Source organism: Caballeronia sp. (assembly GCF_028292365.1).
Taxonomy (GTDB): domain Bacteria; phylum Pseudomonadota; class Gammaproteobacteria; order Burkholderiales; family Burkholderiaceae; genus Caballeronia.
Window position 1 is genome coordinate 1 of sequence record NZ_JAQGMM010000581.1, and the last position, 16340, is coordinate 16340.

Annotated in this window: 14 protein-coding genes and 1 pseudogene; 11 read left to right on the plus strand and 4 right to left on the minus strand. The window is 60.6% G+C overall.

The features are described from left to right. Nucleotides 1-526 precede the first annotated feature (526 nt). Both JWR14_RS34165 and JWR14_RS34170 read left to right on the plus strand, forming a co-directional pair. Nucleotides 527-1738 carry a D-alanyl-D-alanine carboxypeptidase family protein gene (locus JWR14_RS34165; protein ID WP_299718320.1) on the plus strand — a complete coding sequence of 404 codons (1212 nt, stop codon included), beginning with the start codon at nt 527-529 and terminating at the stop codon, nt 1736-1738. A gap of 113 nt (nt 1739-1851) precedes the next feature. Continuing rightward, nucleotides 1852-2124 carry a DUF493 family protein gene (locus JWR14_RS34170; RefSeq protein ID WP_299718322.1) on the plus strand — a complete coding sequence of 91 codons (273 nt, stop codon included), beginning with the start codon at nt 1852-1854 and terminating at the stop codon, nt 2122-2124. On the opposite strand, the gene JWR14_RS34175 is transcribed toward JWR14_RS34170, so the two are convergent. Then, nucleotides 2108-3088: a transcriptional regulator GcvA gene (locus JWR14_RS34175; protein ID WP_299718324.1), complete on the minus strand. Its 981-nt coding sequence runs from the start codon at nt 3086-3088 to the stop codon at nt 2108-2110. The genes JWR14_RS34170 and JWR14_RS34175 overlap by 17 nt on opposite strands. A 122-nt stretch (nt 3089-3210) precedes the next feature. Between JWR14_RS34175 and JWR14_RS34180 the strand changes: the two genes are divergently transcribed. The 6 genes from JWR14_RS34180 (at nt 3211) to JWR14_RS34205 (ending at nt 10809) form a co-directional block, all read left to right on the plus strand. Continuing rightward, a complete protein-coding gene (locus JWR14_RS34180; RefSeq protein WP_299718326.1) occupies nt 3211-3537 on the plus strand; it encodes a DUF2917 domain-containing protein in 327 nt (108 codons plus the stop codon). Nucleotides 3538-3738: 201 nt separating this feature from the next. Next, nucleotides 3739-4497 carry a lipoyl(octanoyl) transferase LipB gene (lipB, locus tag JWR14_RS34185; RefSeq protein ID WP_299718328.1) on the plus strand — a complete coding sequence of 253 codons (759 nt, stop codon included), beginning with the start codon at nt 3739-3741 and terminating at the stop codon, nt 4495-4497. Between the two features lie 13 nt (nt 4498-4510). Then, a complete protein-coding gene (gene lipA, locus JWR14_RS34190) occupies nt 4511-5521 on the plus strand; it encodes a lipoyl synthase (protein WP_299718330.1) in 1011 nt (336 codons plus the stop codon). A gap of 451 nt (nt 5522-5972) precedes the next feature. Continuing rightward, on the plus strand, nt 5973-7280 hold the full coding sequence (locus tag JWR14_RS34195; RefSeq protein WP_299718332.1) for a dicarboxylate/amino acid:cation symporter: 1308 nt from the start codon (nt 5973-5975) through the stop codon (nt 7278-7280). A gap of 76 nt (nt 7281-7356) precedes the next feature. Beyond that, complete coding sequence (locus JWR14_RS34200; protein WP_299718334.1) at nt 7357-9366, plus strand: ATP-binding protein; 2010 nt, start codon at nt 7357-7359, stop codon at nt 9364-9366. Nucleotides 9367-9468: 102 nt separating this feature from the next. Continuing rightward, the gene (locus JWR14_RS34205; protein ID WP_299718337.1) at nt 9469-10809 is read left to right on the plus strand and encodes a sigma-54 dependent transcriptional regulator; all 1341 of its coding nucleotides are present in this window, start codon (nt 9469-9471) and stop codon (nt 10807-10809) included. A 117-nt stretch (nt 10810-10926) separates the two neighbouring features. Here the strand turns inward: JWR14_RS34205 and JWR14_RS34210 are convergent, their stop codons facing one another. Then, entirely contained in the window at nt 10927-11463 is a 537-nt protein-coding gene (locus tag JWR14_RS34210) for a TlpA disulfide reductase family protein (protein ID WP_299718339.1), read from the minus strand. Nucleotides 11464-11700: 237 nt separating this feature from the next. Between JWR14_RS34210 and JWR14_RS34215 the strand changes: the two genes are divergently transcribed. Then, nucleotides 11701-12333: a hypothetical protein gene (locus tag JWR14_RS34215; protein WP_299718341.1), complete on the plus strand. Its 633-nt coding sequence runs from the start codon at nt 11701-11703 to the stop codon at nt 12331-12333. Between the two features lie 387 nt (nt 12334-12720). Here the strand turns inward: JWR14_RS34215 and JWR14_RS34220 are convergent, their stop codons facing one another. Next, nucleotides 12721-14301: a YifB family Mg chelatase-like AAA ATPase gene (locus JWR14_RS34220; protein ID WP_299718343.1), complete on the minus strand. Its 1581-nt coding sequence runs from the start codon at nt 14299-14301 to the stop codon at nt 12721-12723. A gap of 115 nt (nt 14302-14416) precedes the next feature. Beyond that, nucleotides 14417-14692 (minus strand): accessory factor UbiK family protein, encoded by a 276-nt coding sequence (locus tag JWR14_RS34225; protein WP_299718345.1) that lies wholly within the window; start codon nt 14690-14692, stop codon nt 14417-14419. Nucleotides 14693-15155: 463 nt separating this feature from the next. On the opposite strand from JWR14_RS34225, the gene JWR14_RS34230 reads away from it, so the two are divergent. Both JWR14_RS34230 and JWR14_RS34235 read left to right on the plus strand, forming a co-directional pair. Continuing rightward, complete coding sequence (locus JWR14_RS34230) at nt 15156-15494, plus strand: P-II family nitrogen regulator (protein WP_031364354.1); 339 nt, start codon at nt 15156-15158, stop codon at nt 15492-15494. Between the two features lie 32 nt (nt 15495-15526). Continuing rightward, a pseudogene (locus tag JWR14_RS34235) lies at nt 15527-16340 on the plus strand (ammonia channel protein); the annotation flags it as partial.

The following is a 16340-nucleotide window of genomic DNA, read 5'->3' on the forward strand; positions in this document are numbered from 1 at the left end:
AATCCCCGGCACATCCAGCCACTTTCGCGGCAAAAGCGGTTTGGCGCACGCGTATAATGGCGCAGACTTTTGCGCGACCGCTTGTCGGTTTAGCGCTCGCCGTAGCGCATGCGGCACGTGTCCGGCATCTACATGACCGGGTGCGCATTGCCCATGTGCCGCTCGAGTATCGAAGCGCGCGGAGGTCAGTCCAGCGAGCGTTTTATGCCGCGCCGGCGGATTAAGGATTCAACCGGGCTCTCGCCGGGTTTGTCTCGGTTTTACAGTGTTGTGTGCTTTACGTCGTCGTTTAAAACTGACCGTGATTCAGCGGTAGTTCGAACACGATTCAAAAGCTGTCAAACGAAAACCAATGCAACCCCAGCGGTCCTGACGGGTCCAACGATCCGCGTTTCGCGCGACGTCCAACGTTGTCTTCACCCAAGCGCTCTACTGGACTGACCCTCCGCCTGTACAACCCGCGCGTTGCGTATTTCCTTGAAGGGAATGCCTGACTCGCCGATGTTTTTTCTGCCGATCCGAACCTATGCGCTTTTCCCCTTCAAGCTTGTCTTTCGTCGCTCCTTCCTCCATTCATCGCGCTGTCACTGCCGCTATCGTCTTGCCCGCGACACTTGTCGCGGCAACTGCATTTGCGCAAGTGCCACCGCCGGATGTCACGGCGCGTTCCTGGGTTCTCGTCGATGCAACCAGCAATCAGGTGCTTGCTTCCGGCAACCCGGACGAGCGCTCGGAGCCGGCGTCGCTGACCAAGCTCATGACCGCTTATCTTGTCTTCGACGCGCTCAAGTCGAAGAAGATCAACATGGACCAGACGGTCATGCCGAGCGAAGCCGTGCGCCGCGTGGGCACGGACGAGTCGCGCATGTTCATCGAGGCGAACAAGCCGGTGACCGTGCACGATCTCGTGTACGGCATGATTATTCAGTCGGGTAATGACGCGGCGATCGCGTTGGCTGAACTGGTGGGCGGCAGTGAGTCGAACTTCGTCGCGCTGATGAACGCGGCGGCCAAACAGATCGGTATGAAGAATACTCATTTCGCCGATGTGAACGGCATGCCCGACCCGCAGCACTACACCACGGCGGGCGATCTGGCCGTTTTGTCCACGCGCCTGATCCGCGATTTCCCTGAGTACTACGGCATCTTCTCGGTGAAGGATTTCACCTATAACAAGATCAAGCAGCCGAACCGCAACCGCTTGCTGTGGATCGATTCCACCGTTGACGGTCTCAAGACCGGTCATACCAAAGCCGCCGGATATTGCCTGATCGCCACGGCGAAACGTCCGCTGGACGGGGTGCCCGAAGCCAGCCGCCGTCTGGTCGCCGTGATGATGGGCGAGCCGAAAGAGCACAACCGGGTGCAGGACAGCCTGAAAATGCTGAACTACGGCTATACGGCCTACGACGCATTGCGTCTGTACAAGGCGGGTCAGGTGATCGATTCGCCGCGCGTCTATAAGGGCACGGAAAATCTGGTGAAGGCGGGCGTGGAGACGGATCAGTACATCACCGTGCCGAAGGGTATGGGCGATAAGGTCAAGCCCACCGTCACGCACAACGACACCATCGTCGCGCCGATCAAGAAGGGCCAGCAGATCGGCACCGTGAAGATGATGGCGGACGGCAAGGAAGTTGCGCAGTTTCCGCTGGTCGCGTTGCAGGAAGTGCCGCAAGCCGGTTTTGTCGGCCGGACGTGGGACTCGCTGCTGATGATGTGGCAAAAGAAGAAGTAAGCTGAAGAAGTAAGCACCAGGGCAGGATGGCGGTTGGATTTATTCGATCCGGCTCCATCTATGCAAGCTGTAAGACGCCCGGGCGGACCGGGCGTCCTGTGATGGAGAACACAATGAGCTCACCCGATATCGACGCCCTGTTCGATTTCCCCTGCGATTTTCCGATCAAGGTGATGGGCGCGACGCATCCGGAATTCCGCGATGCCGTCGTGACCGTGATCCGCGAATTCGACGACCAGTTTGACATCGAGCGCATTGAAGTGCGCCCGTCCTCGGGCGGCAAATACACCGGCCTGACCATCAGCGTGCGGGCGCAAAGCCGCGCACATCTCGACGATATCTATCGGGCGTTGACGGGTCACCCAATGGTCAAAGTGGTGCTTTAAGCCTGAGCTCCGGCGCGGTCCGGGGCGGCCGCATGGGAGCATCGCATGCGGCCGGCGTGCACTCGTAGAGCTGCTTGAAGCGCGCAATTTCATCGAAGAGCCAGGTGCGAAAGTGTTGTACGCGCTGCGTTCCGAGCAACGCGGGCGGGCACACAAAGTAGTAATTCCACGGGCTCGGTCCGTCTACATTGAACAGCCGCACGAGCCGGCCCGCCACGATTTCCTGCATGGCAAGCGACCGGCGCACGAGCGCGATTCCCTGGCCTTGAATGGCTGCCTGCAGCAAATTCGACGAATCCTCGTATAAAACCCCGCGCTTCGGCTCAGCAAGGTCGACAAGTCCGGCCGCGTCGAACCACGGCTTCCAGAGCTCGTCGTGCGAGCGTAGCAACGGCGCGTCTGCCAGGTCGGCGGGCGTGCGCGGCAGCTTGCCGTCGTTGTAGTTCGGCGAGCACGCCGGGAAAAACACTTCATCAAGCAATTCCTCCGCATGCAGTCCGGCATATTTGCCGAGGCTGCTGAAACGGATGGCGACGTCCACGTCGTCGCGGGTGAAATCGGTGAGCGTATTCGTCGAAAGCAGTTCCAGGTTGATTTCCGGATGCTCTTCAATAAACCCGCCAATCCGCGGTGTCACCCAACGTGCTGAAAACGACGACAGCATCGACACCACCAGCCGCCGGTCGCGTTCCCCTGAGCGCAGGCGGCGCGTGGCTTCGGCGAGGGCGGAAAGTGTGGCGCGCACCTCGGTGGCGTATTGGCGGCCAATGTCCGACAGGCGTACGCGTTTGCCGTCGCGAGCGAACAGCGTGACGCCGAGATCGGCTTCGAGCGCACGGATCTGGTGGCTGACGGCGCCGTGAGTGACGAACAGTTCGTCAGCGGCGCGCGAGAAGCTTTCGTGGCGCGCAGCAGCTTCGAAGGCGCGCAGCGCGTTCAGGGCGGGGAGTTGTCGAAGGTCCACGGGCGTTCACTCGAGTTGTCTATGTGAATTTATCTCACAAACCGAAGAAAATTGCTCGTTTTGCTTAAAGCTATGCTGAGCCTATCTTATAGCCATCAACACGATTTTTGGCGGAGGCTGTCATGCGAGAAATATCCACAAGCATCACGTTTGAGATTGGCGATGGTGAAACGGTTCCGATGAAGATTGGCCGCAGCGTCAGGCTGGTCGTTCAGGGTGCACCGGTGTGGGCCACGCGTAGTAACGATACGGAAGATTACTGGCTTGTGCCAGGCGATTCCCTGAAGCTGCGTGAACGTGAGCGGTTGTGGCTGAGCACGGAGAAGGGGCGCACCGCGCAGGTGGTGTTCACGTTGGCGCCGCGGGCGGATCAGCGTGCGATTGGATGGCTCGCGCGCGGTATCGAGAAGCTTGGCGGCCGGTTCAGGTCGGGGTGGCGGACGGTTTAACAGGGCCCGTTCGTTTTTCGTTCGGACTCCGGTGGCTGTTTGGCGGTTTTGCTCGCGTCGGTGGACCTGAGGGGTTTACTGGCGCGAGCCGGCGCAGTAGTCGGGTTGGTTTGCTCGCTACCAGCGCTAGGCCGCCACAAAAAGCACCTCAAAAACCGTCCACCGGCGCGGATAACCGAACTTCGGTAAACTAACGGGACTATGTCCGCCCAGCCGGTAATAACTCCCCACTCAGCATCAACAGATCGTTCCGTCCCTGGTGCCTTGGCCCCCTTGGTCATATTCCGCTGGCGCGGCCTCGAGCCCTACACCCAAAGCTTCGACGCCATGCGCGCCTTCACGGACGCGCGCACGACCGAGACGACGGATGAAATCTGGCTTGTCGAGCATCCGCCCGTTTTCACCCTTGGGCTGGCTGGCGACCCCGCGCATCTGCTCAATCCCAACAGCGATATCCCGCTCGTCAAGGTCGATCGCGGGGGCCAGATTACGTATCACGGCCCCGGACAAGTCGTTGCGTACCTGCTGCTCGACCTGCGCCGCCGCAAGCTGATGGTCCGCGAACTCGTGCAGCGAATCGAGGCCGGCGTGATCGAAACGCTTGCATCGTATAATCTTGCAACGGAACGCAAGGAGCGCGCGCCGGGTATCTACGTCGCGCCAACGCCGTCGCAGCCGGCACAACAATCGCACGCGGGCGCCAAGATCGCAGCGCTCGGGCTGAAAATCCGCAATGGCTGCAGTTATCACGGTGTGAGTCTCAACGTGAAAATGGACCTGCAACCGTTCCTCGCGATCAACCCGTGTGGCTACGCCGGTCTCGAAACCGTCGACATGGCAACCCTCGGCGTAGCGGCAGACTGGAACGATGTAGCGCAAACGCTGGCTGAAAACCTCACTCACCATATCGGCGGCCATCGCGCGACCGCCGCCCAACCACAGAACGGCGTGGCCGTCTGAATGGACCGACCGAATGACTGATGTAACTGGAAATCTGGCTGGCAGTACTGACGCATCAACTCCCGTTGCCATCCCCTACGACGCCACCGCCAAGCAAAAAGCGCAGGCGAAAACGGCGCGCATCCCGATCAAGATCATCCCGATCGAAAAGCTGAAAAAGCCTGAGTGGATTCGCGTGAAGGCCGCAACGGGCAGTTCGCGTTTCACCGAGATCAAACAGATCCTGCGCGAACACAACCTTCATACGGTCTGCGAAGAAGCGAGCTGCCCGAACATTGGCGAATGTTTCGGCAAGGGCACCGCGACCTTCATGATCATGGGCGACAAATGCACGCGTCGTTGCCCGTTCTGCGACGTGGGCCATGGCCGCCCCGATCCGCTCGATGCCGACGAACCGCTGAATCTCGCCCGCACGATCGGCGCGCTGAAGCTCAAGTATGTGGTGATCACCAGCGTGGACCGCGACGACCTGCGCGACGGTGGCGCTGCGCACTTCGTGGAATGTATCCGGCAAGTGCGTGAGCATTCGCCCATGACGCGCATCGAAATCCTGACGCCGGATTTCCGGGGCCGTCTGGACCGTGCAATCGGCATCCTGACCGCCGCGCCGCCTGATGTGATGAACCACAATCTCGAAACGGTGCCGCGTTTGTACAAGGAGGCGCGTCCGGGTTCGGATTACGCGCATTCGTTGAAGCTGCTGAAGGACTTCAAGGCGCTGCATCCGGAAGTCGCCACCAAGTCCGGCCTGATGGTCGGCCTGGGAGAAACGGAAGAAGAAATTCTTCAGGTCATGCGCGATCTGCGCGAGCACAACGTCGACATGCTGACGATTGGCCAGTATCTGCAGCCTTCCGAGCATCACCTTCCGGTGCGTTCGTACGTTCATCCGGATACGTTCAAGATGTACGAGGAAGAAGCGTACAAGATGGGCTTCACGCACGCTGCGGTTGGGGCAATGGTGCGGTCGAGCTATCACGCCGATCAGCAGGCGCACGACGCAGGCCTGGTTGGCGCGATGTAGGTCTTCTGGCTTGCCTGGTACGAAACGAAAAACCCACGGAAACGTGGGTTTTTCCGTTTTGAGACCTCTCCGATCGCCCGGAATGCATGACGTTGCCGGACCCCGCGCCAAACACCAAAAACATCGGGAAAGCCCGTAGATAAAGCGTCTCAGGGATAACCCGAATGCCGTCTGGATGGTCGGACGATGCAATTCCCGAATTCCGGAAACGCGGATTTCTGCTGCGTCCTGTCAACAAAAAACCCTTAAAAATCAACGCTAAAGGCGAGTCAAAAACTGGCATCGACCTTGCAATATGAAGGGCAGGCCAGACAGGCCACAAAAAAGACAGGGAGACGACTCGATGCACCCCATCCCATCCAGCTTGACCTGATTTTGCCGACGCCAGACGCGCATCGCCGCAACCTAGCGCCGGCGCGTTTTTGTCTCACCCTTTTGCGACTCGCCGACCATGCCCGGAACCACTGTGACAACCGTCAAGAAACCTTTTTATAAAGTCCTGTATGTGCAGGTGCTGTTGGCTATTGCCATCGGCATTGCGCTCGGGCATTTCTATCCCGCGCTTGCCACCGAGATGAAACCGCTCGGCGACGGCTTCATCAAGCTCATCAAGATGGTGATCGGGCCAATCATCTTCTGTACGGTCGTGACCGGGATTGCCGGCATGGAAGACATGAAGAAGGTCGGACGCGTGGGCGGCAAGGCGCTTCTGTACTTCGAAGTCGTCTCCAGCTTCGCGCTTGTGCTCGGCCTCGCCGCAACGCACCTGCTGAAACCTGGCGTGGGCTTCAATATCGATCCGGCTACGCTGGATGCCAAGGCAGTCGCCTCGTACGCCGCGAAGGCGCACGGTCAGACGACCACCGACTTCCTGATGCACATCATCCCGGACACGATCTCGTCGGCATTCGCGCAAGGCGAGATCCTGCAGATCCTGCTCGTCGCGCTGTTGTTCGGCGCTGTGCTGGCGACTGCCGGTGAGAAAGGCCGCGTGGTGACGAGCTTTATCGAAGGCTTGTCGCACATCTTGTTCGGCATCGTGCGCATCATCACGAAGCTGGCCCCGATCGGCGCGTTCGGTGCAATGGCGTTCACCATCGGCAAGTACGGCATCGGCTCGCTGGTGCCCATGCTCAAGCTGATCGGCACGTTCTATCTGACATCGATCGTGTTCGTGGTCGTCGTGCTCGGCGCGATTGCACGCCTGGTGGGCTTCAACATCCTGCGGTTCGTCGCGTACATCAAGGAAGAAATGCTGATCGTGCTCGGCACGAGCTCGTCGGAAGCCGCGCTGCCGCAATTGATGCTCAAGCTCGAAAAGCTCGGCTGCTCGCGCTCGGTCGTCGGCCTCGTGGTGCCGACCGGTTATTCGTTCAACCTCGACGGCACCAACCTCTACATGACGATGGCCGTGCTGTTCATCGCGCAGGCGACGAATACCGACCTGACGTGGACGCAGCAACTGACGCTGCTCGCGGTGACCATGCTGACGTCGAAGGGCGCAAGCGGCGTGACCGGCGCAGGGTTCATCACGCTGGCTGCAACGCTCGCTGTCGTGCCGACCATTCCGCTGTCGGGCATGGTGCTGATTCTTGGCATCGACCGCTTCATGAGCGAGTGCCGCGCGTTGACGAACATCGTAGGCAACGGCGTGGCAACGGTCGTTGTGTCTGCATGGGAAAAGGAACTGGACCGCAACAAGCTGCGCGATCAGCTCAAGCACGGCGCGGTGGATACCGAAGCCGAGACGGTGTCCTGATCGGGAAAAAGCAGCCGCTTGTCCTGGCGCGCTGCTTACCCGACATCCCCATTCAAGCGAAACGGAATCAACAGCAATGAAAGCGGCGAAGCATTCGGTGGCGGATGCTTCGCCGCGTCCGTTTACGGAGAGTGTCGCGAAGGCGTCGGCAGAAACCGCGTTCGAAGCGGCGCGTGCCACAATCGGGGGTCTCCATCGTCTGGAACCCGTTCACGTGACGCGGCGTTTGATCGTTTTCCTGATTCTTCTCGCGGCGCTCGCCGGCGTGTGCGCGCTGACGTGGAGCATCGCGTGGCAACGTAGCCTCGACACGTTGCGTCAAAACGCGGCGGCGCGCGTCGACCGCACAACGGCCGAGCTGAAAAGCACGCTCGACCGTTATGAATATCTCCCCTATCTGCTTTCGCGCCATCCGTTCGTGCAGGAAGTTCTCGCCGATCCGAACCCGCAATTCGCCGCCCGCGCGGACCGTTACCTCGCCGACCTCAACGCGCGCTCGCGGGCCACGGCGACCTATATCATCCAGTCGAACGGGCGTTGCGTGGCGGCGAGCAACTGGGATGGCCCGGATAGTTTCGTGGGCGCGGAATACCTGTTCCGGCCATATTTCGTCGATGCCGTCAAGGGCGGGACCGGTCGCTTTTTCGGACTGGGCACCATCTCGCGCGAGCCCGGTTATTTCATCTCGCAGCCGGTACTCAAGGAGGGAACGCGCGACATTATCGGCGTGGCGGTGGTCAAGCTGAACCTGGAATGGCTGCAAGGCGCCGATGCTTCCGAGCCGCTGCTCGTCACCGACGATCATGGCGTGATCTTCCTGTCGTCGGTGCCGGCGTGGAAATATCACACGCTGCGGCCGTTGCCTAAGGATATCGAAGCGTCGGTTTATTCAGCACGGCAGTACGCGCAGCATCCGATCACTGCGTTGCCGATGACTATCGTGCGCACGCTCGAAGGCGGCGCGCAAATCGTGCGTGTGGGCGGCGGCCGCGACGCGCCAAGTTTTCTCGCCACGCAGCGAGCGCTGGGCGAACCCGATTGGCACTTGATCACCATGGTGTCTCTCGATCCGGCAGTCGATGCCGCGTGGAGCGCGACGATTGTGACGGCGCTGGTGTTCGTCTCGCTGTGTTTGCTCGCGTTCTACTGGCGCATGCGGCGTGTGCGTGTGCGCGAAATGATCCGCAGCCGCGCGTTGTTGCAGACCGCGTATGCGGAGTTGAACGAACGCGTCGCTGAGCGGACGGTGGATTTATCGGAGGCGAACGCGTTGCTGACCAAGGAGGTGAGTGAGCGCACGCGGGCCGAACAGGACCTGCGCGCCGCCCACGACGAGCTGATCCAGGCGAGCAAACTGGCCGCGCTGGGACAGATGGCGGCAGGGATCACGCATGAGCTGAACCAGCCGCTCGCCGCGTTGCGCAGTTTCTCCGACAACACCCGCGTGTTGATCGAGCGCGGCGATCACGTGGCGGCGCATGAGAATCTCGAGGCGATTGCCGCGCTGACCGAGCGCATGGGAAAGATCACGAATCAGCTGAAGTTGTTCGTGTCGAAGGCCCGTCCGAAAAACGCGCGTACCGATGTTGGCCGTGCATTGCGCAACGTGCTCGCCATGTTGCAGCCACGCATGAAGAATGTGGCGTTCGCCTTCGATGCCACCGAACGCGCCGATTCCAGTCCACCGCTGTTTGTGCGCTGCGAGGACCTGCGGCTCGAGCAAATCCTGATCAACCTGATTGGCAACGCGCTGGACGCGGTGGCCGCGTGCGATGTGCCGCGAATCGAGATCGAGTTGATGAGGCACGAAACGACCGTCGATATCGTGGTGCGCGACAACGGGCCGGGCATTCCGCCTGACGTCCTGCCGCGCCTGTTCGAGCCGATTTTCACGACGAAGGAAATGGGCCACGGATTGGGCTTGGGGTTGGCGATTTCATCAGCCATCGCTCGGGATTATGGTGGCACGCTGGTGGCGCGCAATTTGATCCCGCAGATGGAGGTGGATGGGCCCGAAGGCGGCACGCAGGCCGACGCGGATCGCTCGCAGGGGGCAGAATTCGTGATTACGCTGCATCGCGCGTGACGAGGGCATGACCGGTGCACCCGCACGCTCACCATGCTGAGAAAATGCCGGAGCACGCAGCGTTTTCGCGCTGACAGCAGCAACACGCAGGAGTAGAAACCCATGACCACAGGCCTTCAGGTGATCTTCATCGAAGACGATGAACTGGTGCGCCGCGCAAACGTGCAAAGCCTCCAGCTCGCGGGCTTCGAGGTAACCGCATTTGGCAGCGTGGAGGGAGCATCGCGTCTGATCGATGCCAGTTTCCCCGGCGTGATCGTGAGCGATATCCGCCTGCCGGGTGCGAGCGGCCTCGACCTTCTGGCTCAATGCCACGAACGCGCGCCCGAAGTACCGGTCATCCTCGTGACAGGCCACGGCGATATTTCGATGGCCGTCCAGGCCATGCGCGACGGCGCCTACGATTTCATTGAAAAACCATTCGCATCGGAACGCTTGATAGAAGCAGTCCGGCGCGCGCTGGAGCGGCGCACGCTCGTGCTGGAGAATCGCGCTCTCCGGCGTGAACTCGCCGGGCAGAGCAGCGTAGCGCCAAGAATCATCGGACGCAGCCCGGCGATTGAACAGGTGCGCAAACTGATCGCCAATGTGGCGCCCACCGATGCCTCCGTGCTGATCAACGGAGACACTGGCGCCGGCAAGGAACTGATCGCGCGCAGCCTGCACGACCTGTCGCCGCGCCGGGACAAGCCGTTTATCGCGGTGAATTGCGGCGCGTTGCCCGAGCAGATGTTCGAGTCGGAGATGTTCGGCTACGAGGCCGGCGCGTTTACCGGCGCGCAGAAACGCCGCATCGGCAAGCTCGAACATGCATCGGGCGGTACGCTGTTCCTCGATGAGATCGAAAGCATGCCGCTCGCGTTGCAGGTGAAGTTGCTTCGCGTGCTGCAGGACGGCGTGCTGGAGCGGCTTGGCTCGAATCAGCCGATCCGGGCGAATTGCCGTGTGATCGCGGCCGTGAAGGGCGATATGGCCGAGCATGTTGCGGCAGGCACGTTCCGGCGCGATCTGATGTATCGGCTGAATGTGGTCACGATCACGCTGCCGCCGCTTGCAGAACGCCGCGAAGACGTGGTGCCGTTGTTCGAGCATTTTTTGCTCGACGCCGCCGTGCGATACGAGCGCCCCGCGCCGTTGCTCAGCGATCGCCAGCGAGCAGAACTGATGCAGCGCGACTGGCCGGGCAATGTGCGTGAACTGCGCAACGCGGCGGACCGGATGGTGCTGGGTATCATCGATGAAACCGGTGTCCCGCTCGATGCCGCCACGCAATCGCTTAAGGAGCGTACGGAGCAGTTCGAACGCGCGGTGATCGGAGAGGCGCTGGAGCAGTGCGGCGGTGTGGTGGCTGCCGCAGCCGATCGACTGCAGCTCGGCAAGGCTACGCTCTACGAGAAGATCAAGCGCTATGGGCTCGCGGCGAAGGGAGAGGTCGAGCGGTAGGGAAGGCTCGGTGTCTTTCCTGGCTTTCCTGCTCTACAAAGCAAAACACCCGCCGATGAATCGGCGGGTGTTTTGCTTTTGCCCGTGTAACGCTTGAGGTCCTGGCGACCTCAGGCCTCACGCTGCGCTCAGTGCTTTGTCGAGAAGCGCGTCGAGTTCTGCGAACGTCGGCTCACCCACGTAGCGCTTCAGAATCTTGCCGTCCTTATCCACGACAAACGTAGTCGGCGTCAGTTGCACATTGCCGAACTGCTTCGCAGCGCTGCCGTCATCCATTGCAACCTTGAACGGCAGATTGCGCGTTTGCGCGTAGTTGGTCACGTACATAGGCGCGTCGTATTTCATCGCCACCGCGACGAATTCCAGGCCGCGGCCCTTGAAACGGTTGTACGTGTCGACCATGGCCGGCATCTCTTTCATGCAGGTTTCGCAATCGGTCGCCCAGAAATTGATCAGGTAGACCTTGCCTTTGAGATCCGTCGATGTCGAAATCTTCTGGCCTGACAACAGCGTGAACGTGGCGTCCGGAACGCGTTGCTGACCGCCGAACGCAAAATAGCCGGTGCACGCAATCACGCCGGCGACAACCGCCATCACGATGTAGCGCAGCGGGCTCCGGCTGCGCCCCGGTGAAACCTGTGAATTCTCTGACATGGAAACCTCGAGCGTGCTCGGTTCGTAGTTGGTAAATTCGCAACGATGCCAGCCTGACTGGATGGACCGCATTTTAGCCCCAATCTTGAAAAGGCGTTTTGCGTGTGGCTGCGTGTGGCTTGCCGTGAGCTGGTTGCAAGGCAGGGCGCTGTCACGTCCGAAAGCTGCCGTCTTGGTCACCGGCGACGGATTCAGCACCGGCAGCGGATAATCATGCTTTTCCGCGCAGCTTTTCTCATGATCCGATCTTTCCCCCGCGCCTCGAAGCGCGCTGTTCTTCATACCGTAGTGCGTTCCCCGCTCACGTTGTTCAAATCGGCCGCTTCGACCACCACGCTCTTGTTCACCGCCGCCGCGCTGCTGGCCTGCACGCCGTCTTATGACTGGCGCACGATCCAGAACAACGACGACGCCTACGAAGTCACCTTCCCGGCGAAGCCGCGTTCCGACGCCCGCGATATCGACATTGCCGGCAAGCCAATGCATATGAAAATGCAGATGGCCGAGGCGGGTGACGCGGTATTCGCCGTCGGTACGGTTGACTTGCCTGATGCCGACCCTGCGACCCAGCGTGCTGCGCTCGATTTTCTTCAGCAAGGATTGGCGCGCAATCTCAACGCCGCGCCCGCTGCGCACCCGGTGGATATCGAAGTGGCGGCAGGCGGACGTTTGGCTGGCGCGGAAATCACCGTCAGCGGCACGAGCGGGACGGGCAACACGAGCGCCAATGGCCAGAAAAGCGAAACGCGTCAGATCCGGGCGCGTTTCATCGCCAAGGGGACTCACGCTTACCAGGTCGCAATCGTCTCAACGAAGGCGCCGCCGCCCGATCAAATCGATCAATTTTTTTCCTCGTTCAAACTTTTTTAAGTATTTGCCCTAAAGCGCATCCATTCGTTCGCGCATATTTCTCAAATTGAACAACACACAGCAAACGTTTCGCGCATGAGAAATCGCACAAGCATTTTCAGCTAAAACTAGGATTTATCTCGGTTTTTTAAACTATCCACAGAGGCTGTGGATAACTTTGTGGAAAACCTCGCGGCAGCCTCGTCAAGTGCCCGTCCGACGCGGCTCTCCTTACTTTGCCTTGATTCAGTGCATCCGAAAATAGTTAATTAAATCAATGGCCTGTTGAACATTGCCGAAATGAGTGTTTGATCAGATGTTAGAGAAATACAGAACGCTGCAATGTGCATAAGTCAAGTCTTGACAGGCGATTTTTCTTTTTGCGAGGGGTACGGTTCCGGTGGTGATTTATGCGGTCGTGAATGCCCGCCGATATTGAATCGCTTCGGCGAGGTGGACGGCGGTTGGTGAATCGGCCGCAGCGAGATCGGCGATCGTGCGGGCCACTTTCAGCACGCGGTAATACGCACGCGCTGACCAGCCGAACCGTTCTCCGGCTTCGCGAAGCAAGGCTTCCCCATTGGCATCGAGCTGGCAGACGGCGTCCACTTCGCGGCCGTCCAGCTCACGATTCGTCTTGCCTTGCCGTTCGAGTTGCCGGTCGCGCGCGTGAGCGACACGCTGCGCAACGACCGCGCTGGTTTCGCCAACGGATGCAGTTCTCCCCGACAATTCCGCCGGCGACAATGCGGGCAGTTCGATCTGGATATCGATGCGATCAAGCAGCGGCCCGGACAATTTGCGCAGATAACGCGTGGCGACGTCGGGCGTGCAGCGGCATCGGCCGTTTGGATCACCGCGCCAGCCGCACGGGCAGGGATTCATGGCTGCGACCAATTGACACGCCGCTGGAAAATCGGCCTGATGCGCTGCGCGCGAAATAGTGATGCGGCCGGCCTCCAGCGGTTCGCGTAGCGTTTCGAGCACTTTCCGGTCGAATTCGGGCAGTTCGTCGAGGAACAGTACGCCGAGATGCGCGAGCGTGATCTCGCCGGGTTGAGGCGGATTGCGCCCGCCCACCAGCGCCACGGAACTCGAAGAATGATGCGGCGAGCGAAACGGTCGCTGGCGCCATTGCGAGGGCGAAAATCCGAGCATGCTCGCAGAGAGAATGGCCGCCGACGACAACGCTTCGTCATCGGTCATGGGCGGAAGAAGGCTGGGTAGCCGGGCGGCGAGCATTGACTTCCCCGCGCCGGGCGGCCCGACCATCAGTAGATGATGCCCACCCGCTGCCGCAACTTCGAGCGCCCGGCGTGCTCCGGGATGACCAATCACGTCGACGAGATCTGGCAACGGCGCGCGCTTGCGCAACGGGGAGTCGGGCGCCGCGCCGCGGATAGGCGTAAGACGGCCGTCGACCGAACCACTGAGGTGGGCACACAAAGCGGGCAGATCAGCGGCCCCGAATACATCGATACCCGGGACCAGCGCCGCTTCCGCCGCACTCCCCAAGGGCAGATAGATTTCGGGCATGCGGGAATCGGACTCGCGGGTGGACCCGCCTTCAGGCGCCGACCCCGCCCGCGCATATTGACGCGCCGCGCCGCAAGCCATGGCGAACGCGCCGCGCATGGGGCGCAGTGCACCGGTCAACGACAACTCCCCGGCGAACTCTCGATGCAGCAGCGCTTCAGCCGGAATCTGGCCGCTCGCCGCAAGAATGCCCAATGCGATTGGCAGGTCGAAACGGCCGGATTCCTTCGGCAGGTCTGCGGGAGCGAGATTGACGGTGATGCGGCGAACCGGGAAATCGAAACCGCAATTCTGGAGTGCTGCGCGCACCCGCTCGCGGCTTTCGCGAACTTCGAGATCGGGCAAGCCGACGATTGAAAACGAAGGTAATCCATTGGCGAGATGAACCTCTACGGTCACCTCGGGCGCGCGCCCAGAGGCGGGCGCGCGGCTGCGCACCACGGCAAGCGACATGATTTTTTCCCCGCTGCCGTTACCTCGCTAATTCGAGGCGCCGGCTTAGTGATCCAGCATCAGATCCAACATCACGGCTCGCTTAGCCGATGACACGCTTTAGAACATCTGGACTTCAGTCCTGGGCGCTGGACGAACTCGACGACGGTCCGCCGCCCAGCCTCGCTTCCAGTTGCGCGACGCGATGTTCCAGTTCCTCGAGTCGGGCGCGCGTACGCACGAGCACTTGCGTCTGGGTATCGAATTCTTCGCGTGTCACCAGGTCCAGCTTCGAAAAACCCTGGGACAGCATGGCTTTCATATTCTTTTCAATGTCCTTGGCCGGCGAATTCTTGAGGAGTTCGCTCATCTTTGCCTGGAAGTCATTGAATACGTCGTTCGGTTGTTTCATGCAGATTTCCTCTTGCGCACCATATAGGTGCATTCATTGTTAGCTCAGTGCTCCGGCAAACCGGATGATCCGTTTTGGTGCACATTCTGGCGCATCACGAGAACCGCGACACATCCGTTCAGCATGATGTTGCGCTTTGAAACTCGTCCGATTGCCTGAACCTTGGGAGCACTCTAGCAACGATCCACGGTGCGCGCCAGCGAACGCAAGCGTTGCTGGCCATCCGGTCTACCCCACGCATGGCATGCCTTTCGAGCCAATCAGCAGGCCGTGGACACGCGCATGGCATACGAGTTGCATATGTGCCCCGGGCCTTGTCCGTGCGCGCTTTTCCGGGCGGTCGACAACGCGGCGTGGCGCATCAGACGCCACTCGTGACGGGCATGAGGCAGCGAGGGAACCGGCATGGGACCAGATTAAGGCGCTAAAGCGCCAGCTCTGTTCGACACACAGCGAGGGAAAAATGAAGCTCATTACCGCAATCATCAAGCCGTTCAAGCTCGACGAAGCACGCGAAGCGTTGTCGGCTATTGGCGTCTCGGGCATCACCGTGACCGAGGTAAAAGGCTTCGGCCGCCAGAAGGGCCACACGGAGCTGTATCGCGGCGCCGAGTACGTGGTCGATTTCCTGCCGAAAGTGAAGATCGAAGCAGCGGTTTCCGACGACATCGTCGACCAGGCGATCGAAGCGGTCGAGCGTGCAGCCCGCACGGGCAAGATCGGCGACGGCAAGATCTTCGTCACCCCGATTGAACAAGTCATTCGCATTCGCACCGGTGAGACCGGCGCGGACGCTCTCTAAAAAAAGACACGGCGATAAGAGGAAACAGCAGAATGCGTAAATTATTGATGTCCTTGTTGATGGCGGGGTCGCTGCTGGGAGTCAGCGCCGGCACCGTGATGGCGCAGGATGCGTCCGCGCCAGCGGCTGCATCCGCCGCGGCTTCAGACACGACCGCGGCAGCACCTGCAAGCGCACCCGATACGGCCAGCGCCGCAACGGCAGCATCGGCAGCCGCTCCTGCATCCGACGCCGCAGCCGCACCTGCCGCACCGACGGAACCGTTCTCTGTTGATTCATCGAAGATCAGTGCCGGCGATACCGCCTGGATGCTGACCTCCACCGCCCTCGTGCTGTTCATGACGATCCCGGGCCTCGCGCTTTTCTACGCCGGCATGGTCCGCAAGAAGAACGTGCTCGCGACCGTGATGCAGTCGTTCGCAATCTGCTGCCTGGTCACGATCATCTGGACGGTCGTCGGCTACAGCCTTGCGTTCACGCCGGGTAACTCGTTCATCGGCGGCTTCTCGCGGGTGTTCCTGCACGGCATGAACTACATCAAGGGCGACAAGGGCGTCACGCTCACCGTCAGCCACCTGGCGCCGACGATTCCGGAGTCCGTCTACTTCGTCTACCAGATGACGTTCGCGATCATCACCCCGGCGCTGATTGCCGGCGCGTTCGCCGACCGCATGAAGTTCTCTGCGATGCTCGTATTCATGGGCTTGTGGTCACTGATCGTCTACTCGCCGGTCGCACACATGGTGTGGGAACCGACGGGCTGGCTGTCGGCAGCCGGCATCCTGGACTTCGCGGGCGGCACGGTGGTTCACATCAACGCTGGTATTGCAGGCCTGGTGTGCTGCC